This window comes from Rhodococcus sp. GB-02 (genome assembly GCF_053470465.1).
Genome location: NZ_JBPUKE010000004.1, coordinates 540,175 through 566,197, shown reverse-complemented (window position 1 = coordinate 566,197; position 26,023 = coordinate 540,175). Strand labels below are relative to the sequence as shown.

Annotated in this window: 15 protein-coding genes; 9 read left to right on the top strand and 6 right to left on the bottom strand. The window is 57.4% G+C overall.

Annotated features, from left to right (window positions below; genetic code table 11):
- The first annotated feature begins 272 nt into the window (after positions 1–272).
- Positions 273–2,501, top strand: a complete 2,229-nt coding sequence (locus tag ACSW29_RS27325; RefSeq protein ID WP_448278778.1) for a bifunctional DNA primase/polymerase — start codon at positions 273–275, stop codon at positions 2,499–2,501.
- A gap of 787 nt (positions 2,502–3,288) precedes the next feature.
- Here the strand turns inward: ACSW29_RS27325 and ACSW29_RS27320 are convergent.
- Complete coding sequence (locus tag ACSW29_RS27320; protein WP_448278777.1) at positions 3,289–3,936, bottom strand: hypothetical protein; 648 nt, start codon at positions 3,934–3,936, stop codon at positions 3,289–3,291.
- A 158-nt stretch (positions 3,937–4,094) separates the two neighbouring features.
- Here ACSW29_RS27320 and ACSW29_RS27315 point away from each other — a divergent pair, with 158 nt between their 5' ends.
- Entirely contained in the window at positions 4,095–4,262 is a 168-nt protein-coding gene (locus ACSW29_RS27315) for a hypothetical protein (protein WP_283309822.1), read from the top strand.
- 2,340 nt (positions 4,263–6,602) lie between these two features.
- On the top strand, positions 6,603–7,253 hold the full coding sequence (locus ACSW29_RS27310; protein WP_448278776.1) for a hypothetical protein: 651 nt from the start codon (positions 6,603–6,605) through the stop codon (positions 7,251–7,253).
- Between the two features lie 43 nt (positions 7,254–7,296).
- On the opposite strand, the gene ACSW29_RS27305 is transcribed toward ACSW29_RS27310, so the two are convergent.
- Entirely contained in the window at positions 7,297–7,677 is a 381-nt protein-coding gene (locus ACSW29_RS27305) for a hypothetical protein (protein ID WP_448278775.1), read from the bottom strand.
- A 324-nt stretch (positions 7,678–8,001) separates the two neighbouring features.
- On the opposite strand from ACSW29_RS27305, the gene ACSW29_RS27300 reads away from it, so the two are divergent.
- Together ACSW29_RS27300 and ACSW29_RS27295 are read left to right on the top strand one after the other, a co-directional pair.
- The gene (locus ACSW29_RS27300; RefSeq protein WP_448278774.1) at positions 8,002–11,502 is read left to right on the top strand and encodes a hypothetical protein; all 3,501 of its coding nucleotides are present in this window, start codon (positions 8,002–8,004) and stop codon (positions 11,500–11,502) included.
- Positions 11,503–11,771: 269 nt separating this feature from the next.
- Positions 11,772–12,575 (top strand): hypothetical protein, encoded by an 804-nt coding sequence (locus ACSW29_RS27295; protein ID WP_448278773.1) that lies wholly within the window; start codon positions 11,772–11,774, stop codon positions 12,573–12,575.
- 10 nt (positions 12,576–12,585) lie between these two features.
- Here ACSW29_RS27295 and ACSW29_RS27290 read toward each other — a convergent pair whose 3' ends face one another.
- Together ACSW29_RS27290 and ACSW29_RS27285 are read right to left on the bottom strand one after the other, a co-directional pair.
- Positions 12,586–13,146, bottom strand: coding sequence for a hypothetical protein (locus ACSW29_RS27290; protein WP_448278772.1), 561 nt, complete (start codon positions 13,144–13,146; stop codon positions 12,586–12,588).
- Between the two features lie 2,208 nt (positions 13,147–15,354).
- Positions 15,355–17,373: an AAA family ATPase gene (locus ACSW29_RS27285; RefSeq protein ID WP_448278771.1), complete on the bottom strand. Its 2,019-nt coding sequence runs from the start codon at positions 17,371–17,373 to the stop codon at positions 15,355–15,357.
- A 171-nt stretch (positions 17,374–17,544) separates the two neighbouring features.
- Here ACSW29_RS27285 and ACSW29_RS27280 point away from each other — a divergent pair, with 171 nt between their 5' ends.
- Positions 17,545–17,874: a hypothetical protein gene (locus ACSW29_RS27280; RefSeq protein ID WP_448278770.1), complete on the top strand. Its 330-nt coding sequence runs from the start codon at positions 17,545–17,547 to the stop codon at positions 17,872–17,874.
- A 298-nt stretch (positions 17,875–18,172) separates the two neighbouring features.
- Here ACSW29_RS27280 and ACSW29_RS27275 read toward each other — a convergent pair whose 3' ends face one another.
- A complete protein-coding gene (locus ACSW29_RS27275) occupies positions 18,173–19,138 on the bottom strand; it encodes a hypothetical protein (RefSeq protein WP_448278769.1) in 966 nt (321 codons plus the stop codon).
- Between the two features lie 103 nt (positions 19,139–19,241).
- Here ACSW29_RS27275 and ACSW29_RS27270 point away from each other — a divergent pair, with 103 nt between their 5' ends.
- The gene (locus ACSW29_RS27270) at positions 19,242–19,877 is read left to right on the top strand and encodes an SMI1/KNR4 family protein (RefSeq protein ID WP_448278768.1); all 636 of its coding nucleotides are present in this window, start codon (positions 19,242–19,244) and stop codon (positions 19,875–19,877) included.
- A 423-nt stretch (positions 19,878–20,300) separates the two neighbouring features.
- Here ACSW29_RS27270 and ACSW29_RS27265 read toward each other — a convergent pair whose 3' ends face one another.
- The gene (locus ACSW29_RS27265) at positions 20,301–22,514 is read right to left on the bottom strand and encodes a sensor histidine kinase (RefSeq protein WP_448278767.1); all 2,214 of its coding nucleotides are present in this window, start codon (positions 22,512–22,514) and stop codon (positions 20,301–20,303) included.
- A gap of 888 nt (positions 22,515–23,402) precedes the next feature.
- Here ACSW29_RS27265 and ACSW29_RS27260 point away from each other — a divergent pair.
- Positions 23,403–24,032, top strand: a complete 630-nt coding sequence (locus ACSW29_RS27260) for a response regulator (protein WP_448278766.1) — start codon at positions 23,403–23,405, stop codon at positions 24,030–24,032.
- Between the two features lie 354 nt (positions 24,033–24,386).
- A complete protein-coding gene (locus ACSW29_RS27255) occupies positions 24,387–25,904 on the top strand; it encodes a hypothetical protein (protein WP_448278765.1) in 1,518 nt (505 codons plus the stop codon).
- Positions 25,905–26,023: the final 119 nt, after the last annotated feature.

Sequence of the window (26,023 nt, the reverse complement as noted above, 5' to 3'; positions counted from 1 at the left end):
GAGCCACGGATCGCCTATTTGCAGATCGATCCTGAGTGCAAATTCGGCACTAACAGGCCGTGGCATCTTTATGCCTTTTTGCTATTGGTGATATTGAAAACTATTCGTCAATGGCGCTACCGAATCTACATTAGTGATTATCGCTGGACATTTCGGCTATAAGCCGAATAAATTTCGTCGTAGACGAGTTAGCTACTCGTTCTGAAGAACTGAAGCAAGCAGGGTGGCTCGGTTAGAGGTGACCATGTTCGTCACCCTGCTTGATTTCAGAAATGAACAAACACCTCACTTTTAGGACATTCCGTATGATCCTCTGCGCGCCCGAAATCGATGAAGAAACTCGATCTTCGACTGACTATCTTAATGAGCTGCGCACACAGGAATGCCCTCGAATCACGCCGGAATCAACTCGGGATGAGCGAGGTCTACTGATCGATTGGCTACTCCTCGATAACGGAATCAGTTTGATTCCCTGCACGATTGACAAGACTCCAAAGATGCCGTGTCTGCAAAAGAAGCTGGATCCGGCCAATTATCAAGGTAAGAAACATCCCTCGTGTGAGAAGTTTGGGCATGGATTCAAGACTGCGACGCGGGATCGGGAGCTGCTGCTTGACGTTCTCGATCTGCATCCCGAATTGGTGCTCGGTGTGGTGCCCGGTCCGGACAGGCTGATCCTCGACATGGATTCGGACGACGCGATTGCGAGCTTTTTGGCTGCAACAGGTGCCGACGTGGAGGAGAATCCTTGGGTGTCGACCGAACGCGGCGCACACCTGCACGTTAAGTGGCCTGGCGCAAAGTCATTCAAGACCAAGCAGCTACCCAATGTTGACATCCGCAAGGGTGGAGTCGGCTTCGTGATCGCGCCGGGGTGTGAACGGTCAGAGCGGGCGTTGTATACCCATACGCGTGGTATCTGGGGGCATGTGGTCGAGAACGAGGCAGTCGTTCGGTACATCCTGAAGACGGCGGAGCGTCGGCCGAAAACCTCTGGTGTCCAACGGAAGCAACATGTGAAGGCCTGCGGGGCTGAGAAAATCTTGCTGGAGAAGTGGCAGAACAATTTCGATCTCATGTACGGGTGGCTGAAGGACACCCCGGCGGGCCGTGAATACCGATCCCGCCGGACCAAGCCCTCGTCCCGCACCGATGACCAAGACGCGTACGACCTGTGCTCGGTATGGAATGTGGCCTATCATTTGGGCTTCACCCAAGAGCAAGCCCTCGGCTTGGTGAAGAAGTTTCAGCCAAAGCTGGCGCAGAAGCGCCTCGAATCCCGTGACGAAGTTTGGCTTGTCGAAGACGTGGCACGGGTATACACATCTGCCGCGGGCTGGACCGGCAATCCCCTCGTCAGGTTTCAGGCCGAGCAGGCATTGCAGACGATTGAGCGACTGTGCGGCAAAGAATCTCGGCAGTATCTGCTGCTCGATTGGATAGTCCGTATGTGTACGACCACGCAGAAGGATGTCCTCAACGTCGGGCAAGAAGCTACCGCCGAACTTTTCGACGTCACGCATGTGACGATAGGTCGCGACCTCCGTTTCCTCCGCCAGACGATGGTGGAAGGCTTGGTCGACGAAGACGGGCAACCCGTCCCGGTTCTCAGAGTCGTGCGGCGGCACTGGTATGACGCAAAGCGCTGGAAACACTGCAGGACGACGTCGTACGCAGTCGGTGGCATGGTGGCGGTCGGTGCGGTCGGTGCGGTCGGTGCGGTCGGTGCGGTCGGTGCGGACGGTGCGGACGGTGCGGACGGCAAGGAGTGCCCCGATCTGGAAAAGGCAGCCGTTCTACAGGCGGAAAAAGCGTTACTCACGAAGGTGAACGACGCAACCGGACAGTGTTGGCCATTGGTGCAGATGGACTACGAGGTTGACTTGGTCGGAGGCACGGTCGATGTCCGAATCTTCGACGAGCGCCTTCAGACATCGGACCCCGTCGTGCAGTTCGAGATGGTACCGAACCGAGAGGCCCTCAGTCCGCTGGTTCGGCGTGCCGAAGCGAACTGCCCGAACTTTAGCTCGCCTGAGAATGAAAGCAACAGGTACCCCGATGTGCGAAAGGAGCCGAACGCGCAGGTGCCGGCGAAGCGCTTGGAGACGTTGGTCGAGAAGGTGACGGTCAATGCTGCAACATTGGGTCGGCAGCGGTCACGGTACGAGCGGATATTCGATGGCGTCAAGTTTGAGCTTGACGACGAAGGCTTGCCGATGAACAGGCAGGTGCCCGAGTGCATCGACAGCGCTTGTCTGATCCGTTCATGGGACGACGTCGACGTGGTCCAGGTGGTGACAAACATCGCCATCGGGTGGGACGAGATCCGTCGTAAAGCCCTGATTATGAGGAATTCTCCCGAGGCTGAGGCGGCGATATGTGCAGTCGAAGGTGAGACATGGAAACTCCTGTTCGAGGCTGAAGAGCGGCTGGGTAGACGCTATGACAGTCTCCGGAGAGCGGCGGAACGCAAGGTTATCCGCGCAATCCGGCACCTCTAGGTCTGTATCGCTCACCGAAGTGCCTTTGCGCGTTCAAATCGATTGTGATGCACTGAACTCTCGATTCGAGTAAGTCGTACCCCCTCGAACTTTCGGCGCGTCACAATCGCAATGCGGGGCCGTTGGGGTCGCAGTGTGGTCGGTGAGAGCTTCGGGTTGCGCTTCAAATTTGATCGCGATGTTTGTCGTCGTAAACTGTCTGTCGGACAGTGGCATTGAAGGTGATGCACGTGAATTCAATAAGGGCTCTGAGCTCTACGAATGGGTCAATGTTCAATACGTCCACGTCCTCCGCTTTAGGAGCACCACTGATCCCCGGGGTCCGTACAGAAGGGGCGCTCTGAGAAGAGGCTCCGCAACGTATAGGGAATCCACGCAAAGAGATGAACCTCGAAGCTGTTCCTACTCAAAGGATTCGCGTCGAATCGTGAGCTATCCATCGTGGGCTCTGAGCTCGTCGTATAGGTCAATGTTCAATACGTCCACGTCCTCCGCTTTGAGAGCACCACCGACCTCAGGGGTCCCGCAGAGAAGGGCGATTCATCACGGGCTCTCCCTAGGAAAGATCTCCGCATGGAAGTCAGTCTCCGCGAAGGTGCCATCTCCGTCTGCGATCGACGGTAAAGTGATGTGCTGCAAGGAGTTCCGAACAACTTCCTGGGCGAAGTCTCGACGTACCTGAAGCTCTATGGGGCTATTGCTGAAGCTGAGTGCGACGCTGACGAACTTTCGATACTTCTTACGAACGATCTATCGAGACGACGCTCTGAATCGAACTGAGAGCGAATCAGAGCTCCCGGTATCCGTACACCTCGCAGAGGATCTTCCGCGAAGATCGATCCTCGTCGAATGGAACCTCCTGCACCGCATACGACCACGACGATGATAGCCATTCGATCGACGCCATATGGCCGGCATCAGCAGTCTTATGGCCGCAGGGGTAGAACATCCGATTCTCGGGCCAATGTCCGCGGTCGTAGTAGCCGACCGAAGCGCAGATCGTGCAGCGGGCGAGCCCGGCGGCGTGCGCATCGTGGATCGGATCGAAGTCGTGACGCCGATCAGTCGGATCCTCGATGATGATGCCCGCGATGAACTCCCGAGAATCGGTGAGTCCGTCGATGCGGCAGGGCTTCCGATTCAGCAAGGGTGCATCTGTGACCATCGTATAGAAATCATCTGGCCGGCGATCGATGACTCGGGGCGGTTCGAACTGTCCGCTCGCGTGATCCTCAACTATCAGGTGGGCCAGTCTGTAGCTGTGTTCGGTCGACAGGGTGAACGTGACACCGGCGAACTGCCGGTAGGCCCAGTGGAACCCGAGGTCGGTCAGCAGTGCGGCCCATCTCCTGTGAGTGGGCGATTCCAGTGATGGCTCGTCCTGCGAAGTGCTGCCGCCGAACGGACGGAAGATGGATGAATGATCTGGGCTCATGGGAACTCCGATGACGGAAAGGATATGACGGGCGAAAAGTCGCTATACTGCTATTTTACTAGGCTGGTCGCCGCTCCTACAGCTCAAATAGACTGATATAGGGCATATTTGGGTATCGTGCGCTGTCGATGCCGAGCGTTGAGGAATAGACTGGACAAATGAACGCAGATCCGGCGCAGTCCAAGTGGGAAGCGATGGTGGAGAGCGGTGAGGTCCAGCTGGTCGATCCGAATGCCGCACTCGACCAAATGCCGATTCCCGCGCTCGAACTTCCGGACGGCATGACCTCTGATTCCATCCTCGACGACCTCCGAGGTGATCACTGATGGAGGACGGGCAAGGTCATCAGAGGGTCAGCGTGGAAAAGGAAGTGACGTCTGTCTTCGATGTGCCGGTGGACGATGGTTGCTCGGCCGAACTGGCCCCGCGGCGTGACGCTGAACCCGTGATGGTTCCTTTGGCCCTCCAGCTGACTCAGCCTGACGCCGGAGTTGGAGAGTGAACACATTGCCGCCGGATGGACCCACCGTGCCGATACAACCCGGCCGACTGAAGTCGTCGTCTTCCTGGGCGCCTCCGGAGCTGGCGCCACTTCTCGACGACCCTGACTTGGTGGAGTGGTTCGCAACGAATTATTTCCGGCCCAGGGACCCGGTCGATCCGATAGGACGAATTCTGTATGTGCACCAGCATGGTTCGATCGTCGTGCCGATCGGATTCCGAACTGATGGGCTGATGGACTGTCTGCTACTCCGTGGCCCCGCGTCGAGTGAAGAGGTATTCCCGCTCGTATTGATCGAGGAGAGTTACATAGGACGGGCAACCGAATTGGGAGTCCGGCTTCCAGACGATCGGATGTTCTCTGACACTGGCAAGGGTGATCGGCCACCCAGCTCGGACGCTGATCTGCCGGACATCGAGCTCGGCGACAGTGCGACGGGGCCAGTCGATCTCCGCACTCGATTCAAACCTCCGCCCTGTGATCGTCTTGACTGGTTGGGATTTGAGGAGACGGTCCCTGTCGAAGAAGAATCGGAGAGTCTGGGCGAACCACCGAGTCTGCGCGAACCGCGCCATAAGGTGCGATTCGACGACGATCTGGACGACCCCGATGCGGTGGAAATGATCGCGGCGAAGCTTCACCAATGGCCACCCAGGGATAGAAGGGAGACCCCCTACGGAAAACTCCTCTATCTACACGAGCACGGCGCGATCGTCATCTGGACGGGAAATGTGATGCAGTTCGGGTCCCTGAATGCGCTTGTGATCAGGGGGAGGGGTCGCGGATCGTCAGCTGGGGTGTCCGAGGCAGAGTGTCGGCTGGCGTTGGAGGTCGGAATCTACCTGCCGGACAGTGCGAAACAATGATGGGCCGAGTTCGTCTGACGAGTATCGACTCGGAGGGCGCGTTGCGGCCCCTAGCTGCGAAGCTGATCGACATTGAAGCTCGTCGCGTTCGTTCGTCTTCGATAGCGATTTGAATTAGCCCGCTTCGAGCTGAAGGCTCATAGGCCACTCGCGTTAATCGCAGTTCGCCAGATCGAATTGAAACTGTGGCGCCCCGTCGCCCCAAACTGAATGATTGGTCGCCAGAGCGAGAGTCGCCCGTCCGGGCAAGGGTCTACTGGTCGGACCAACGTCAGTCGTACGATCGCCACATAACGAAGTTGATACGGATCTACAGAGTTGCTGTGCAGCTAGGTCTCGGATCAATGAACCGACATGACGCCTCAAATTGCGTCAGTGCCCGAAGATGCACAGCTCACCTTATTCACCAAAAGTACTAGAAATAAGTGTCACTGGTAACCGTCGATGCCTACGGCAGCTCTATTGTTGAGATCAGTACGGCTATTCCTCTACGGTTAGCCGATGACTTGCCGAGTCCACACAGTGTTCGATGACCCGACCTGCTTTTACTGCAACTCTGTTGCGACCCGTCGTGCAGCGCAGGAGTCCGCCAAGGCGGACAAACAGATGCTGGATATGCATCAACGGGCTGCCCGTGCGCAACGACGGACTACATCCGCTGCGAAATCGGAAGTACGACGGCAAGAGAGTATCGAGTGGTCTCAGCAGCAGAAACAGAAGAAGGAGGCCAAGTCCGCTGCCACGAAGGCGGCGAGGCAGGCGCAGGGTGGGGGTCTGCTGCCGAATGAGAAGTTGAAGATCGCCGCCGTCCTGCTGTTGCTTTGGGGCACAGGCATTGTAGTCGGATACCAGGACAGGAATTGGTTCGTGGTGATCGCCTTCCTCGCCGTCGGTGTAGGGGTGGGCTACTTGGCGATTAGGCGCGTCAGCAGACGGAAGGGCCAGCAGAATCGAGGGACCTAACCCTCGATTCTGAGCCATTGGGGTTCGACCGGGTATTCGAGATGATGTTAGAAGGCAGGGGAATAGGTTCTTGAGGTTTTCGGCGCCCAACAATCCGACTCGACCGGCTCCTCCTGGTGCGGTGAGGGCAAGCGTGAGCGGCGCGCCACCGGCAATGCTGCCGGGTATCGACAATCCTGGACTGACCCGGTTGCTCGAGGCTGACGGATTACTTGCGCTGTCCAAACACCGGTCGGACCTTTCCTCGCCTTCAACTCCCTTCACTTATGCCGTTTCTGTCGGACCTCTGACTTAGGTTCCACGCAATACTGTTCAGCACCCGTCTGGAGGTCCTCGTGACGATCGATCTGTCCGCTCCGGAACTTGTGCTGTTCCCGCTAGCCGCATTGCCGGTAGCCGTGTCAGGCGCAAGGACGTCCCGCGATAAGAAGCTCACCAAGTCAGTAGGGGAGCACTGGGCCTGCACCGTCCTGGCCGGGCTCGGCTGGGCAGCTTCGCTGACGAGGGACGGAGTGGCCCGAACGGATGTCCTTGCGGTACATATGGAATCTGGAGCGATGGTGTCCGCGCAGGTGAAGGCGGCCTCGTACAGTGCGAACCCTTCCTGGTACTTCGGGGAGAAGGGATTGCTGCCGGCGATGTCACCGCAAGAGTGGTACCTGCTGGTTGTCCTGCCTGAGAATCCGTTCGGTACCCCTCGCACCTTTGTCGTGCCGAGAGACCATGCCGCAGCCGGTGCGTGGATCGCCTACCGGGACTGGCTCACCGACCCGACTGCCGGGCCGGGGGCTAGGACGACCAAGCCCAGCGCTGCGCGTACGTATTCGTGGGTGTTTGAAGACTACGAGGATCAGTGGGAACGAATGACTCTGCCCGCGGATGAAGCGCCGATCCTGCTGCCGACCTATATGAGGGATCTCGCTGCGAGTGAGCGGGTCGGGCTTCCTCCGGGTCATCCGTGGCGGCATCATCTGCCGGAGTGGTGATTCGTCGCTGTCGATCGGTCTAGAACGGACGTGATCAGTCAACCTAGTACAGGCCACAGACTTTCCAGCTCCCGCCCGTCTTCACATAGCGAACGATGTTGTCGTAGGTATCGCCAGGCTGATCCAGACGTTCGTACTTCACCTCGGTGAGTACCTCTGAGTCAGAGTTCTTGTCGTCCAGAATGTTCAGTTCAAGGACCTTGTCCGGGGCCCAGTCGATATTGATCGACGAGTACATCTCTGGGCAGACCGAGTTTCGGAAGTTCTCGATATCCTTCTCGACTCGAGCGTCCCGGTACGCGGTTTGAACCGTCATGAGCTGATCGGCTTTGGAAGGTTCAGGCGTCGAGCAAGCTGTCAGGGCTAGTGCCGCGCCGAGAGCAAGCACGAAGTTGCTCGTCAATGTGCGGGTTCTATTCGTCATGGCTGACCATTCCAATCCAGTACATCGTTGCGTAACAATGTTCTTCGACTATCGAATCCACTGGATAGTAGAAGGCTGACGAGCGCATCTTCAATCGCTGATGTTGCGAGGGGTACAGATGAGCAAGGCATTTCGCAGTCCTTCGACTCCGGTGTGTCTTCGAACTTCATCATCGAAGGAGTTCAAGCGGGCTAGTCTCACCCTTTAGGCCAATTTCACGAAGGGCTAGTTTCATCTCGAGAAGACGAATCGCACTGTTTGGCAGCAATTTTCGCTTTTCCAATGAAGCCGGAGCGGACAAGCCCATCGACAAAGGTGAACGCCATGAGACGCAGTCTCCACCCTCGAAAGAAAAGTCGCACATCAGAAGCTCGGCCTGAAAATGGTCGCATCCTGAAGCGATCGAGAACAATCAACATTCTCTCGACCAAATTCTTGTTGATCGTGCTTGCAGCTGTGTGTCTCATGCTGGGTGGCGCTCAGGTAGCTCTTGCATCGCAGATGGATGGGACAGCGATTGCAGCAGTGGATAACTCGCCCGCGAAGTATCGTGATCAAGCGCGCGAAACGCAGACGTTGACAAGCGCCGCTTCGAAGTACTTGACCTTCAGTAGGTGGAATACAGTTTCCGAGATTCCAACCGCAGACATGTCGCTCAGTGACCTCAGTTTCGGATTGGTGGAGTCGAATGCGCGGGGCGGCCTTTCCGAAATGTTGCTCAGCGTCGGGATGTTCCTTGTTGTCGGCCTCGGATTCCTCCTCACGATGGTGACCACGGCGGAGCTGATGGGCCGCCTCGTCTATTGGGCGGAAGAGATTTCGTACACGGTCGGGTTCGACTTCCTAGGCATCACCGGAGAACCTTCCGACTACCTGATCTGGGTGGGTCTCGCAGCGGTCACGGCTGGACTATGGAGTTTCGGCTCGAAGTGGAGGTATGGGGGCGGAGACTTCTGGGACGTCTTAAAGCCAGTCCTTACCGCTGGAGTTGTGATTGGGGTTATGACCTTGGTCTTCTCCCAGGCGACGAAGAACCACATCGACAACACGAGCACGAGCAAGGCTCCAATTGCCGGCATGGCGAACGACGGAGTTACTGCGAATGGCATAAACGGCACGGGCGCAGGAATTCCCGATGGCGCCTCTTCCGACCCAAGTGCTTGGGCTGTCGCGTCACCGGGCTGGATCATCACCAAGACGGGGTGGATATTCAGCCTCATCGGTGGAGCTGCAAGCTCGGTTCTGCTGATGGGGACCGATTCGATCACGAGCGGCGCCAGCTATGAAAACGATACTTGCCATCGCTATGTGGAGTCTCTTCACGCTATCTACGAAAACAGCGCAGCTAGTAGTGGTGATCTCACGAAAGGGCGGATACTCACATCTTTCGACAACCTGGTGGGATTGCTCCATTTTGACAACTACAAGTTGGCAGCACTCGGGGACAGCTCGAGTGCTGATGCAACATGGTGCCGCTTCGCAGAATCGCAGGCAAAAATAAGTGTCGGAGATCAGATCTTCGTTTCCAGGGTAGCTGGTTTGTATGGCGAGCTCATAGGAACTGGCGGAATGGGCATTTTCGACGGCACGAACGACGTTGTCGACCCGGGAGGTGAGGGATCTCTTGGTGCGGTGAAGCATTCGTCAGCGGGACAGCGAGATGGGCTCCTCGTGACGGCCGACGGCGAGTGGGTAGGTGACGAGCAGGCGGATCGAGATCGCCGCGAGATGGTCGCTAGGAGTCTGTTCGGGCCAATATTCCAGACGAAGGGGGACAAGAAGACCAAGGTTATTGATACAGCCCAGATGGCGTTGACCTATTTCGCAGTGTGTATCTGGCCTACCCCGGGTGGTAACGCTGAAATCAACCCGGACTGGAGGGACGTCTACATCGGCAGCTACACACAATTTAAGCAGGAGAAGACGTTCGGGACCGACACAGGCAAGTGTGGTTTCGAATCGGTCACGTCGGATGGGGAGGTGACGACACCGTCAGAGCCGATCACCCATGATCCTCTCGGGTCGAACTATCCGACATCGAACAACTTCAACTTCGCTGCATACAAAGGCGTAGCGGTAGGACCTCAGCTCGATCTTTTTGGTGTGGTCGAGTTCGGTGCAAGGTTCGGCGAAGGGAGCGGCGGAGTGCAGTTCAGTAATGCTCCCGCTGCTGGTGCGTTCTACGACAAAGTCTCGGGTGGAGATCCGAATCGATCTGCTCAGTGGTTTGCGGTCATGGGGTTGATCGTCATAATGGTGCTCGCATGGATCCTTCTGCCGATCTTGGTTGGCGCGTTGCTGTCTCAACTAGTCGCTGTCGGAATCGTCCTGCTCGCCCCACTTTATCTCCTATTGTTGCTTGTCCCTACGGATTTTGGCGCACGGGCGACCAAGAACACCGGGATCCTTCTGCTCAAGACGCAGGGGGTACAGGCTGGCATCCAGGTGTTCTTCGCGCTGATGTTTCTTACTGTCAGCGCGACTGTCTCCGGCGCCCGAGCGCTGCAGGTGACAGACACCATCGGTCGTACGATCGTAGATGGGATTGCGGGTCTCCTGGGTATCGTGCTCCTCGGCGTCATCCTCAAAGTGACCATTGGTCTCAACATCTTCAATCCGATGACGAACATGACGGCAGGCGCAACAGCACTCGAAGCGGGACCCAAGATCCGCAAATACCTGCCGAACTACCCCGCTTCACCTCTGGATGATTCCATGAACAGGATGAAGGGGTGGTTTACCAAGGGCAGGAACGGGCCCGACCAGGCAGGCATTGCGACGGGCGATGTCAAGGGACAATCGGATGTGGTCACTTCAGACGATGAAAACCTCAATCCTGGCAAGCGATTCGCCGCCGTCGACAAGAGCTCACCGACAGGAAAAGAACTCGGGAAAGCGATCGGCGACGACGCGAAGGCGTCCATCGACCTGGCAAAGGGAAAGCGGAATAGGCTCGAAACTGCCAGGGACCAGGTGAATGCCTCCGAGCAGAGAGGTTCAAATGCCGCTGCAGAGATCCTCCGATACGGCCCAATGGAGGCACTGCTCAGCAAGGCGCAGAGGGAACAGGAGGAAGCCAAGGACTCCATGCAAGATACTTTGGTTGAAGAATTGGTCGGCAAACCTGACCTGTCGGCGACGGCACGCCGGGAAGCTGGTTTCCCCGAAACCAACTTGAGCGACAATCAAAGTGAGGTCGCCAAGATGGCCGGTGTCAGTGAGGCAGTAGGTGGTTCGCAACTCCGTCCCGATGGTATTGACAGCGCTGTCCAGGAAGTGCAGCGAGGGATCGATGCAGACAGTGTCACACCGATATCTGCGCCGCTCGAGCGTGACGGCGCGATAGTTAACCAGCTCAACATCGATCAGATCTCCAGTGCCGTAGCAGAGGCCAGTGAGATCGCCGCACAACGTATCAGCGACTCGGTAGAGACTGCATTCGACCCCCGAAACCTCAACATCTCGGAGCTGTTCCGCGACATAGATTTCGGTAGTGGAAGCCAGGTGATTTCTTCGGCAGCGAGGGAGCTATCCGGAGCAACATCAAGGTTCGGAGATGGTGTGGACAACATGAATGCAGTTGCAGAGAGTCTGGCACAGTCAAGCGACAGTTTCCTGACGGGAGTGGGCGAGTTCGGACGCGCAACATATGACAGTACCTCCGACATGCGAGATTTGAACGCAGAGAGTGCTCGGGTCCTGGAGGCTGGCGCAGAAGGGGTGAGAGACGCGGGCACACAAGCCTCCAACCTAGTTGCGGCGCAAAGCGAAATCTCGATGGAGGCAGCGCTTCAGATCATCGATCAGAGTCGTGGTCTCAGGTAGCAGCCGTCACGGATAACAACTCAGGCCCCGGTACTCGTTCGTGCCGGGGTCTTTCCGTGCGGTGATCAGGTGTGCCGGCCTGGCGATGTACCGCCCGTAGACTGCGTTCAGCTCGATTCTGACGACTGAGTCGCGCCCGCGTAGACGCTCGTACTACGGACTCCAAACCGTGCTCATAGACGCACTGGACGCGAGCGGGGATCCATGGTGATCTTCCCCCCCCCCCGCTAAGGCGGGTTAGCGATCTCTGCCACCCCCATGATGTCGACATGAAAAGCGCGTATCAGAAGTTGGAACGAGCGAAACAACACCTTGCGCTGCTGGATGCGAGGATCACCGCGTTCCGTGCTCTCGATGCTTACGAGTTTGTCCCGAAAGAAGGTGAACCTCCGCGGGACAAGAGGTTGGCAGTCATCGAATATCACGTCAAGGTCAAATCCGAACTGCCTGATTCCTGGGGTGTGATCGTCGGGGATATCCTGACAAACCTTCGTGCAGCGTTGGATCATTCAGTTTTCGGTCACGCTGCCGACCGTAACGCTCTGTCTCCCAAACATGTGAAGGCGATGTCATTTCCGATTCTGACCGACCCGGTGAAGGGCTTCGCAGGGCCCACCAAGACCCTTGGCGCCTTGGTCGACCCCGCCGTACTGGCTGTTGTCGAAAGTCGGCAGCCGTACAACGTATCCGACCCTGCAACAGCGCGCCTCCAAGTCCTGAACGAACTGGTGAATGTGGACAAACATCGAACGATCAATGTGATCGCCTACTCGCCAATGGAACTGGAGATCAAGCGCAAGGCGGATGACGTCATAATCAGGTCTATCGACCTTCATTCGGTGGAGATGGTTGATGGGGCAGTTATCGGATCGGTCACTTTGGATCGACCAATTGGCCAGAGTGCAGACAAGGCGCCTACATTCCGAGCCTTGGGCGGAACCCTTGAGGTCGCCTACGTCGAGACGATCGCTATACCGAGCGTCGATGGCAGGCACTCCGTCCTGGATGTCATGGAAGCTTTGGTGTTCGATGTCGAGGACGTTTTGCACGAACTCAAGAAGGCAGGCTGCTGACGAGATGTGGTCAGATTCCCGCCAAGCGGCGCGCGAGTTGAGCCGGAGTGTCGTAGTCGTCTTCGAGTCCCATCAGGGCGTCCAGATCATGGACCTCGCCAACAGGCTCGCCGTGAATGACCAAGCTGGCTTCGGGCCCTAGCGTCGGGTCCTGTTCGAGACCGTACAGCTCGATCAGGGCACTCAATTTCCCTCGCCATGGCCATCCTTTTGGGTACGACGGCCTGGACGTGTATCCACCCTGGTCAGTCTCGGCGAGCAACATCTCAAGTGTGTTCAGGTCGTACGTGGATCGGATGTCGACAAGCTGCGTCTTGGGGCCGAGGTTCCGTTTGAGCATATGGTCTTCTGCCCGATCTTGGCTCCAGCTGTGCTTTTTCATCAGCAGGTCGCGGATCCAGATCTTCTTCAAATGGTGAAACCCACGATCCTGGCTCTTCGCTTTCAGCTGTGCGACCGACGCTTCGCCTTTGAGCAGCGCATCGATGTATCGGGCTCGCATGGACTGAGCAGCTAGTTTTGTCTGCATACTCTTGTCGCTTCGGCTGAGATCAACATTGTCGGCCATCATGATTCACCCCATGCGTGTCGGAATCTGTGTCGCTGTAGAGCGACGTTCGTATGGGAAGGTAGAAGAAGCCATCTCCCGAATATTTTGAAGTGTCGTATCAGTTCTACTTGCACTCGACATCGCTGGTAGGAGCCTTGTGAATCGCGAAAAACGTACGTTTTTCGACCATTTTGGCGCTTCGACTCTTCTCTACTTACTTCAATACTCTCTACCCCGCTCCGGGATGCTCCCTCCGCGAGGAGAAACTCCGATCAGAACTTCGCCCTGATTGCCTCCATGAACCACCTTGTCGGGAGCCCGCGACGTTGCTCGTCACGTACTTCGCCACGGTGTTCCCCTCCTGGCGAGTATGCGCCGCCGATTCTCGGAGTCTTTGGTCAAGATGCCCCGATCCAACCTGCCCGTCCGATCATGTGCGGAAATCATCGCGGGTATATCCTTCTGTCTCCAGCAGTGTACCTGTTTGGTCCAGAAACTATGGCCGACTGCCGTTGTGGCTCAACGATATTGACCGGTACGAGGTCCGGCTGAAAGATGTTGTCCAGCTTCAGGGCATGCACCCCCAACAGGCCACCATGAGGGGCAGAAGGATCTTGATCGAGGTGTCGATCCAATCCAAGTTGCGTTCCTGCTTCGAATAACCTGACTGCGAGACAGAATCATCGAACGGCCGATCGGGTATCCCCACTACGGAGTGAGACCAGCCTCCCTCATCGTGATCTCGGCAGCAGTTCCGGACATCGCGAGGAGATGCAATGGGAGATGATCTTCCGGTTCGGGTTCCGTGCAGACATCCGTGGTGAGCAACCCCTGCTGACAGAACCCCGAACACGGATAGAACGGCGCAGCAAGATGATCTCAAAATGAACTCACACTGATCTGTTGACCTCGCGTGGAGATCATCTGGAAGCGGTTGACTCCGCCAGAGTTCCACTCACAATGATGGCACCGGTTCGTGATCTGCGAGGGCGCAGGATTTGAGCAGACCAGATGACCTCATGATGATCTCCGCACATCAGCAGTTCCAGTCGTTGAGATCATCTGGGATAGAAGGATTCCGGGACTGCATCCGTCGCAGAATGGACTCCGTTTCGGAAGTGTGACCGACGCTGAATCGCCCATCCCAAATGACCTCATGATGATCTCCGCACATCGGCCGATCGAGTAGTTGAGATCATCTGCGACAGAACTGTTTCGGGTCAGATTCAGTCTCCGTCTGGCGCTAGTTCACGGCGGTGGACCGATCTGGAAGGAGCCCGACAAGATGACTTCATCATGATCTCAGCGGATCATCCGATCAGTGTGTTGACCTCATCAGGACGGACGTCATTCCGGGCCTCGCTCCATGCAGAAGGACCTCGCCATGACAGCACCGATCGGTGTGGAGTCCGATCCGGCAAGCACCGCGATGAGGAGCTCAGTCCTAGGTCGCGGAGATCCTGCATTCATAGGTTGACCTCTTGCAAAGGCTCAATCGATGTGCATACGAGAAGCTGTTCCGTCGGGCGGACCTCTGCACGAAATCCTGTCCGGATTCCGCGCCGACGTCCGCCCGACGGGAAACTGCTCGAGCTTTCAGATGACCTCGTTCAGACGCCCCTCCGGTCGTCCGATCAACTCGTCTACCCCGGACAGAGACGAGCCGATACAACTGGAGAGCCCCTCACTAATAGAGAGCGAAGCGAACGTCATGCCCCGGAGTTGGTCGCGGGAGAGGGAACCGAAACCGCGGGCTAACGCCCGCACTTGTTGTTGTAGTTGGGGCGGTGAGGCGGTTGGTGAGAGGCCGGACGTGTGGACAACGGGAGGCACGTTTCTGAGAGATCTGCGGCCCCGAACATGGCGAAGCAGTCAATGGAGTGCCGACCGAACACCATCATGAACAGGACCGTCGCTGGACGCCTGAGCCTTGCAAATGTGTAGCCGTTGGCTGGAACCCTCCGACGCTACTGACGAGGGTGGACGTGGCGGTCATATTCGGACTATCGGACGGGAAGCACACCATAGATAAGATCTGCGCACGAGAAGTATGGCCGTTGTGGAAGGTGTTGTCCGTGAGGAACTCATCGGTTAGCGGCATGTGTTGAGAGCGGTACGCAATGGGGATTTTGCCGATGGCCGAGGACGTCGAGGCAGCTTGAGTTGGTAACCCGAGATGGGAGTCTCGCGAGGGCCATTCGATGGTTACAGCTTTGCTGGGCTGAACAGTCAGAGTGCTTTGTTCACTGCAGTACAGAACTTCGTCCATGACAGTTTCTCATCCTCGGTGAGAGCGTTGTAGCCATTGGACTGAAGCCAGGCCGCGAAACCTTTGGCCAACTTCCACTTGGACACTTTTCCTTTGCCGTGTTCCTTTTCCAAGATGTCGATCAGTGGGCGTGTTGGCTGTGCAGTCGCGGTGGAGGTGCTGTCCCACCCAAGAGTCGAGGCGACGCCGATTAGGGTTTCGCGAATCATGTCCTCCGTCTCGGCTCCTGGATACGATGGGTCGATGAAGTCTCCTGCGCGTAGGATTGACTTCTTCGGTAGGAGCGCGACGAGTGATTCCTGCTTTGCAGCAGTGTCCCCGGCGTTATCGGAATCGAGCAGCGCGGCGACCATGAGCTTCTGTGTGACATAGATGGTGCAGTAATATGCGATCTTGCTCGCGGAACCAGCAGGAACGATGGCGGGATCATTTCGCAGGATGGGCCCGCCATCCGCGGCGGCTGCGGCGTTCAGGGCGTTGATATAAAACATGTCAGTGACACCTTCACAAACCAGATTTCTCTTCTGAGAAAACATCGTTTGAGCAAGTTCATAACCGAGTGCTGCCTGCAGCGGAAAAACTGATCGGGGATCATCGACCTGAAGGCGGGTATGGATCTTCGTTCCGATGCTGCGATCGGGCATCTCCACGATCCGAACCAGATCGAGTTCGTCCGAACCCACCATGAATGGTGAATGCGTCGTATAGATTATCTGGTTGTCTGAGCCAAGAAGAGAAATGGTTTTGCGAAACTCCTGCTGCTTGAGTGCATGGAGGCTCATGCCGGGCTCGTCTAGCAGGAGAATCGCGCCTGCAAGTTCATCTCGAGCCTGCGCACGGAACACGACAAAAAATGATACCAACCAGCGAAAGCCCTCGCTTCGTTGATCGAGTTCGACCTCAACGCCGAGGTCGTCTTCAACCATGACTTTGAGATATTGTCCATCCGCGATCAACCGCAGAGTCATTTCCTGCCCCCAGATACGCTGAATGTCTTGGGTCAGTTTTGCGCTGGCAGCGTTCAGACTGTAATGGCGCTCATCCAATTTTCTGTGATGGACTGTGAGTGCGGCGTCGTGTGCCTCACGTGCAGACGGATTGTCGGCGTAGTCATGTGGTTTGATTGGTGCTCCAGCCGCGAGTTCAGAGAGATGCTTTGCGCTGAACCCGAGCAATTTGAGTAGACACAGGTTGCCGAAGTCGTATTCTCCGTCGATGTCTCCTCGTTCTTGGCGGGCGGCAAGGGATTCTAAGTCGATCCGGGGCCGAACGGTGAAGTATGTGGAGTAGTAGACGAACAGTGGTAGGCGACTGAGAAGTGCACCAGCGGTGCTCGCCAACTGGTTGCATATCTTCGACGCGACACCGAGGCGTTGCCATCGCCCGGTTTCCTTCTCGTTGTCCTCGTCAACATGCGGCAATGCGAGATCGAGTGCGTGGCGAAGGAATTCAGCGTCGGCGCCTTCTACCGCGCGCAGGTCGTCTATGGCGAGTACGTGATCGAGACTAGCAAGTGCATCCGCGGAGTCGGCGTCCTTCGCTACGTGCGCTCGTAGTCGGGTCAGGTCCATTCTGAGGGAGCTGAAGGTCGGGGTCTTTGTGAATCCGTGAAGTTGGTAGCGAAGAGTGTTGTTAAGATATCGAATGATAGTTATGTTCGGTGTATCGCTTGCCTTCAAAGAATCGGGAATTAATTCCAAGTCTGAGGAATCGAGGTCGAAGGTTGCCGTAGTGACCCGAACACTCGCTTCCTTGACTACCCCAGTCTGAAGCTCATTCAGCTGCGATCGGGGGTAGTCCGCGAGGTAGTCGATTGGGTCGGTCCCGGTCGGCGCATTTAGTTGTTGAAGGGCCTTGAGTAACGCGGTCTTCCCAGCCTCATTGATACCGACGAGGATCGTCTTCTCGGGTTCGATGTCGAACGTGTTCGAGTCGACGACGCTGCGATAGTTGGTGATGCGGGCAGATTTGATACGCATTGAACCCTCATTTCTTTTCGAGCAGTGTCGCATATAGTTTGCATGGGCATGACTGTGCTCGATGAGATCTAGCTGAAGTGTAGGGCTCAAGCTCAATGTAACTGGCTTCATGCGTCACTGATCAATCGATCGACCTAACCTTGGTATGCGAGCCCGTGGCATACGGGGTGGATGCGCCGCAAAGCCGCTATCCAGCTCGCCCTCCACGCTGCGGTGATCGCCAAGCTGAAGGCTGACCCCTCCATCCCGTATGTGGAGATTGCGGAGCGGAACATCGACAGGATGCGCTCGGCTGTGCGTGGGCCTTCGATGGGGCACTGTCTGGACACGTGGGCCGAGCTGATCATCGGCCCGTTCGACCGGATGGAGTCCGCATCGTTCGCAGATGATGAGTCTGGGCGAGAGTTGCGTGCGCTGAACCCGTTCACCGGAGTGCTGACGCAGGAAGAGCGGATAGAGGCAATACAGAGTGTCGATCGCAAACCTGGAGAGTTCGGCTGATGAGTTAGCGATGTTTGGCGCTTCGAGATTGTCATCGAAGTCGCAGGAACGGGTCGAGATTGTGCGCGATTCTCAGCTCCGGTGAGAGCTTCTAGCTAGATCGACTCGATTTCGCTTCGTTGGATCGTCAGAATCGACTGTGGGGGACAGCAATCGACTACGAATGGACTCGCGCTCGTTCGAATCGTCGCTGCCTGAACTGGTCAGACGGGATCCCGATCCTACGAACGGATGAAACCCCACCCGACAGTGCGGCGAGCGAACCACGTGAGAGTTGCACTATTGCTGGCAGCCACTTTCATCCCGCAGTGGTTTTCGGTTCGCGAAATTCTTCAAGGAGAGCGCGGTGGAGTTCATCGACGTAGGGGCCGAAGGTGTGCGAAGCGTCGGACAAGGCCCCGATAACTGCTGAGAGAGCATCGGATTGACGAGCACGGAACAACGATGGCAGCGCACTGTAGGCGAGTGAACCTTGGTCGTTGTCGAACGGACTGCGAAGCTCACTCAGTGACCGGATCTCGCCCCGGTACAGATCAGACGAGGGATATCCCTCCGCAGCCCACCGCGCGTCCGCGTCCGTCAGATCGTGAAACGGCGCAGGCATGTCCGGATCGCCCCGATTGAATGCTGCAAGTGCCGGCGCAACCCATTCCAGGTCTGCCAGTCCGGAACGTTCGTAAGCCTTGTTGACGCACCAACGCGCTACACGTCGCTGGTCGGACTCACTCATGGCGATGATCATCGCCACCAACTCGGGATTGTGATGGACGAGCTGCGGAGCAGCAGCATTCTCGTTGAGGGCTTCGAACTTGCCGGTCAGTGGTTCGTTCTGACGCCAGGGGTCATCGCCGATCACCGGTGATCTGTCCGCGCCAGTATTGAGTTCGATTCGACTGATGAATTGTGGCACCGCGCTCGGCGGTTCCCCAAGCGGAACGAAATCTTGCTGGCGCCCAGGCGGTTCGTCATCGAGGATGACCGCGTCTTCGAGATCGAGTAGCTCGTAGTCTTTGTCGTCGAGGTCCAGCGTTTCGTCGATCGGGTAAAAGGAGTGCGCTCGGTAGCGGAAGCCTTCGATCAGCAACGGGCTGATGTCGACCCAGGCGAACCTGACGAGCGATCCTGGGTGCAGATCGAGTGGTTGCTCCATCGGCATCACTTCGTTGGCGTCTGCCCAACATCCGCCGGGAGTCTCCGCCGAGTCGAATACACCCCAGCCTCGGTCTGTATGCCAAACCCTTACTGAACCGGTCACTTTGCTCATGCGGGTTGCTCCTTGGATATGTTCGTCATTGACAACGACAATACGATCCCCGAAAAGAGCAGTTGTTTCGTCGGATGTCGCACACAGCAGACGAGAGGTCACCATGCAGCCAGATGATCAACTGTCCGAACCGATCACCCGATCTTCGACACCCGCTGGATCGGTAGCGGAGCAATGGGCACGGATCGCGGCGTGGCTGCACTCGCATCTCTCTCCCGTCACGATTGCCTGCGCAACCCCGGCCCAGATCGCAGATGCTGCCGAATCCACCGGCACCACGTGGCCGCCCGAACTGATCGAGTTCTACGAACAGATCAACGGGTTTCCGTCTGAGCAGTTCGTTGGGCTTCTCCCGGGCCGTGAACTGTTCGACCTCGAGCGGGTTGTCCAGGAGCGGGAGATGGAACTCGATGTCTATGCCGAAACGAATGAGATCGAGGAGTACGAGCCGCCGGAGGGAACAACAGCCGGCACGGCGGTATTCACCTATATGGCCGAGTTCATTCCATTCGCGGGACTCGACGGTTACCTATTGTTCGTCGATACCCGTCCCGGTGACCTGTACGGGTGTGTGACCGAGTTCGACAAGGTCGATGCAGACGATGCCGGACCTCGGTGGGTATCTCTCAGTGCGATGCTTACCGATCTCGCAGAGAGCCTCGAAACCGGATCAGCATTCGACAAATATTGGAAACCCACGGTGGTCGATGGCCAACTGGACTGGAAATACGCGCCTTAACCTGGGAGTTGGACACGAGATCACCACAGCGTGAGCTGCAGTACGGCGTACTCGGCGTCACGAATCCTCTCCTCCATTCTGTCGAGGTTCTAGTTGCGGTCGAGATCGGTTCGGATGACATCGGCAATGGCGCGGGTGCGCTAGGCCGGTCCGAGGACAATCCACGCTCAAAATGTTGCGGCGCCGGAGGTCGTATACGTCGCGTTTGCTGCGTTTGGCTCCCGTGTGTTGGTGAGCCGGGTCAAACGACGGAAATGGAACTAATGCGACGATATTCAAGTTCACCTGAAAGATAGGTTTGGCAGGGACATCCGTCGATCTCAGGTACCAAACCGGTTGTACGTCGCCTCCGCGCCACCAATGCCTGCGAGACTCGCACCGACTCACTCGCGCCTGTTCCGCTGGACGCACGAAAGCTCGGGCTCAGGCGAACGTCATTTCAATGAGGTTGACGGCTCCCAGGTCGGCGTGAGTGACCTTTGCGAAGGGAAAGTCGGGCGAGGTGATCGAGTTGCCCAATAGGGTCAGCTGGAGCGCATCACCGACAGGAAAGAGTGATACGCGTAGTTCGTCCCCTGGGTTGAGCTTCCCCAAGATGCCCTGAAGGTAAGTAGCTACGGATTGGGCGGTTTCCTCTTCCCTGATGTCAACATCGCCGAGCTGCAAGAAGAATGACACGCCGAGATCGCGAGCACGTGCGAGCGTCGCCGGAAAGGCCCGACTGAGGTTCACAAGATGTGGACTGATGTGAATAAGCTGCCGTAGATACCGCTCTTCGTCCGCACACGCTCGACGCGTCGACTGCGAAGCCGGATCCCGGACAATCCGCCCGATCTCATCCAACAAACTGATCGCCGACTCGAGCCCCGCGTCCATCCACCTCTGATTGCTCTTCTGCGCGGCCTCCTCGACTTCGGCCTGGAGCAACGCTTCGTGCGCTTCCCGCTCTGATCTCACGGCTTCTCTGCCGAAAGTCGCAAGAAGGTGCTGCAGCATCGCCCATAGAGCGCAGAAACCGATCCCCACCGCCCCGGCCACCAGCACGATCTGCGCTGCCGTCACTGAATACGAAAGGCCCACGAGGGCAGTCGAGAAGACTGTCAAAGTCCAGAACGCTGCGGCGAAACCCCGCACCGACCGTCTGGGCGTTACGGCCAGAAGGAGGACGAACGGCCCGGTGGGGGCAAGAGCCTGCCAGTGGAACACACCATCGCTTCCGAACTCGACTGCTGCGGCAGACAATACGAATACGGCGCTAGAGATAGTGGCCAGGACGACACCAGCGAGACGGTGGCGTCGGAAACCCGGGACAAAGTGGTAGACGAGACAGGCAGCGGCCATCAAAGCGATCATCGGGAAGAGCGCCATGTGGTTGTTGGTACCTCCTGCCGCCGTAAGGATTGCACTGACCGCAGTAACGCCAATCGCCCAAAGTTCGCTCGAACGCTCGTAGAGGTGGACAGTGGACGTCCAGGCTGGGTCCTTGACACCTGTGGTGACTTCCGGATGGCCCGATCCGGTGCCTGTCTGATCCAGTGACACAGTAACGGTGACCAGGGTCCCCACTCCTGGGCGCGAGTCGACGGCGGCATGAAATCCGTTGTCGCGGGCGCGACCGATAATCGACTCAGCGATGCCACGGCCATCGCTGTGCGTTCGGGGATCAAAGCCTTGACCACTGTCACTGATGTCGATAGTCAGTCGGGCCGCCGATGTTCGAACCTGGATCAGTGCATGATCGGCGCCGGAGTGTTTAGCAGAATTTTTCACCGCTTCGCGGACGACGTATACGACCGCAGATATGGTGGATGCGGGAATAAGCTGATTACAGCTGGCGATTTCTTCATCGGCGACCCCGCTTCGACGAATAGTAAATCCAGGGTGGTGAAAGACCTCTTCCAGCCCCCCAGGAATTGGCCGGGCCGTCCGAGTTCGTAGCGCACGGAGCATTGTCACGTCGCGGCGACATTGTTCTTGTATATATCGATGGCCGGCGATGTCGGTGCTGCCATTTGCGATGGCACCGAGAGTGTTTATCGCCGTGTCGTGAAGCATGCGAGACTCCTCGGCAAGTTCCATGCTCACACGTTCGACCAGTCGGATCCGCCGCAGGGCGGCGTTTTTACGGGATTCGATCGCATCTGCTTCGGATGCGATACCGACAAGTCGTGATACTCCCCACCGGACACCGACAATGATTGATAGCTGCGTAGCCAGAATCGAGAAGAAAGTTTCCATTCCCCACTCAGGAAGAGCGAGAGCCAGGATCACGACCAGCATCACGGAGAAAGCGGCGGTGAGAGGGACTCCGTAGGGGCGGAGCAGCAATATTATCCCCAGGCAGGTTGCGAAGTTGATCTGCCAGCATGCGGCAAAAACGAGAGCAGAATCCATATCTCCACTCGCGAGGTAGGCCCAGAGTCCCGTGCCCACCATCCCTGCCGAAATCAGTGGGTCCAGGTGTCGGCCGGAGCGCGCGAGAAGTGCGATTACTCCGACAAGGGCCACCGCGACGGCAAGCATGAGACCATCCCGGCCGAGGGCGCCGAAGGCGGCGAACACCATGACGCATTGCCAGAGTGCAGCGAAGGTAAGTGCACCTTGACGGAAGGCCCTGAGGATCGAACGAGTCTCCACTGCGGTGGAGAGCGCACTCCCTGATTCAGATCCGCGATCACTAAGATCTGTGAAAAATACGGCAAATATCGGTAACCGGAATGTCGCCGACAAGAATTTTCTCAAGTTCGGAATTCCAATCGTGATGGACAACGAGTAATCAATTGTATAGCCCATCATCTTCTTTGTCGGAATCACGGTCGGACTCCGAGGGCGAAGTGGAGGCGGCAGCGATTTCAGAACCCCACACGGAGGAGGAGGTCATCAGGAGACCCCATTTCCGTTCTTTGAGCCGGAACTCAATCCGACGACATGCGCTGCGGCGCATGGCGATTCCACAACCGCATGCCGCGTGGATGGGCAGCATTCTCAGTCGCGCCGCGATACCCCGAGGTTACGGGACTAGCGCAATGCACTTATCTCCACAGTAGTGAACCGCCCAAGTTTGGTGCCGCAGCCTAGCGAGTTGAAGCGATGCAACTATCCACGAGGATATCGAGCCTGTGAGCCGTGAGCGGGTCGTGTGGATGATCGCCGAACAACGCAGTGGCCATCCGAATCCAGACTCGCGCAAGCGAAGATGATCGCAGAGCGTGAGCACATCGGCGTCAAGACCGTGCACTGCTGGATCGGGCAGGCCGAGGTCGATTCCGGCGCGCGACCCGGCATCACCAGCGACGGCCAGGTCGAAGTCTATTCGCTCGAACCAATATCCGCCGACTCGATCAAGTCCGGCGAAGCATTGGGGAGGAGCAGGTCGGACGGGAGGATGTCTGATCGGCCTTGTGCCTTCCGGAATTGCTTCGAACTAGCTATAGGCTAGTTGGATTCCAGAAGCGTCTCATATCCGACTACAACCGCAGAGGATCAAGGGCCCATATGAACACAGCGAGAACGCCAAGGTTCCGCGTGGCAGTTGTCGAAGACCATAGACTCCAACGAGTAAGGACTGAGGAACTTCTGAACAGTTCGGGGCTGGAATTGGTCTTCAGCGGAGAGACGGCACCGGAGTTCTTGGCATGGTCCAGATCAGTCCCACGGAACGAACGCCCCCATCTTCTCGTCCTAGACCTGATGGTGGAGCGACAGCCCAATGTGGACGTCGAACTGGTCTGCAAGCTTCTGGAGGCAGGCCTACGTATAGTGGTGCTCTCCGCGCTCGCCTCTCCATCCTTGGTGCAAAGCATGATCAAAGCAGGAGTTTCGGCCATCGTGGGCAAGCGTGACTCCGAGGAAGCCATCCTCGCAGCGATCCACGCTGCACTCCGCGGTGAAGAGTGGATGAGTCCCGAACTCGCTTCAATTATCGCCGGGGACTCCAACCGGCCGAAGCTGAGCGTCCAGGAAGAACGTGCACTCGTGCTGTACGCCTCCGGACTCACGCTACAACAAGTCGGTGAAGCCATGAACATCAGCAAAGAAACAGCGAAACAATACCTTGACCGGACACGAAAGAAATATTCAGCCTCCGGCGTTACCTTAAAGACGCAGCTGGACTTCGGCAAGGTCGCATGGAAGGAAGGGCTCATCGAGCCCTGACGCAGGAATTGTTCGCTGCATACCGCAAGGTATAATTCCACTAACGCAACAAGCCTTTTGCAACTAGCATTGTGCATGACTGTTCAGGGCAGGTTTATTATCTTGCATTTGAGAGTAGACCGCCGAATGCTAAATGATCAGCCGTCATCATAGGGCTGGTATCTATTAAGTGTCAATAGTATGACCCCTGGCGAGGGGACATTTGCATCAATGGCGGCCCTAATGTGAGAGGTCCGCTTGACACGAATCATGATTGCGGATTTAAATTCTGGCAATCGCACAGCAACTCGATCTTTCTTCCGCTGAGGCGAGCATTTTCTTGAACCCGCTCTGTATCCAGAAGGAGAATCTTGCATGCGTAATTCGCATTACGAGACCAGACCCCGCCGACCTGGTTGGCTCACAGTGAGTTCGGTGCTGTCGACGATCATTCTGATGTTCGGAATCACTGCGGTCTTGGCCGCGCCGGCTGGGGCGGCGCCTGTCGTGCCACCTCGTGAGGCCTTCACCGCGTCGGAGTGCGAGAACTCGAACGGTAGCGGTGTGGGTGATCTTGTCATCGATCGTGGCCGTCTCGCCGATTACAACAATGGTCAAGTAGTCCCGATGTACTACAACCGACACCCGGACGTCATGGAGGCGATCGCACCGGGAACGGTGTGCGGCGTCTTCGAACTTCCAGGAGTTGGGCCGACGTCGGAGTGGATGTACTGCACCGACAAACATTTGGATGTTTGCGGTCAGACAACCCCGGAGGGCGAATCCGGCTACTGGAACGGGACCGAGTGGGTGGTGACCGGTTCAGCGAAGCAACTCTCGGGAAATCCGCGACTGAGCGAGGACCAGCAACTGCTCGTCAGCTACCTCCTGCAGAACCCACATACCTACGTCGATGAAAACGGCGTGGCCGGGATCGCAGACAACGGCAATTCCTGGAACCGCTCGAATCGTCAACAGCTGGTGTGGTGCGCGTCTGGGAACGGTGCCGGCAAAGTCTGCCAGGAGAACCTCGGGCAGGAAGAGCGGGAGCGAATTCTCGCGATCATGAAGTCGACCCCGGCGCTGACGATCTCCGGACCGGAGCACTCAGAGATCGGGGCCGGTGAAACGGCGACGTTCTCGGTGTCGACCAACCTGTACGGCATTCCGTTGACAGTGAACGCTCCTGCAGGGGCAGCGGTGACCTTGTGCGAACCGGGGGCCGGAGCGACGTTGACGGGCAACACTCTCACGGTCACCGGTACCGACACCGCCGGCACGGAGGTTCGCCTGTGCGTCACGGCCGAAACTCCTGGCGAGGTCACAATTTCCGTTGCTGGGCAGCCGAACTCGCATGAGAAAATTCGCTGGAACCAAGCCGATCCAGTGTGCCAGGTGTTCGCGTCCTTCGAAACGGAACTCCCAGCCCGCATTTCCGATGATGCTTCGGTGACCTTCCTCGACGGGCCGGTCACCACCACACCGGTCACCACCACACCGGTCACCACCACACCGGTCACCACCACACCGGTCACCACCACACCGGTCACCACCACACCGGTCACCACCACCAAGACGAATACGGCGATCATCCCGATCCCGATTCCGATCCCCATTCCAGGTGGTACGGGGAGTTCCAGCGGGCCGACACAAGGAGGCGTCCCCTCCCACGTCAATCCCGCACCGAACAATGGTGGAGGGCAGACCAACAATGGTGGCCATCCAGGTGGATACACGACACCTACCGGCACCATCGGTGGGCGTCCGACAGCGATCGATGGCGGAACGGCAGATCAGAGCTCGGGACCTCACATCGGAGTCGCAGTCGCCGGGCTTGGCGTGATTGCCGTGGCTGCCTGTGGAGTCATCACAATCAGGCGCAGCAGGACCTAGAGGCCGCGCTCATTCCGACGCGAACAGTGTGACCTGTGCTCGGCGAGGCCGCGCTCATTCCGACGCGAACAGTGTGACCTGTGCTCGGCATCGACATTCTCCACCGATCGGTGCCGAGC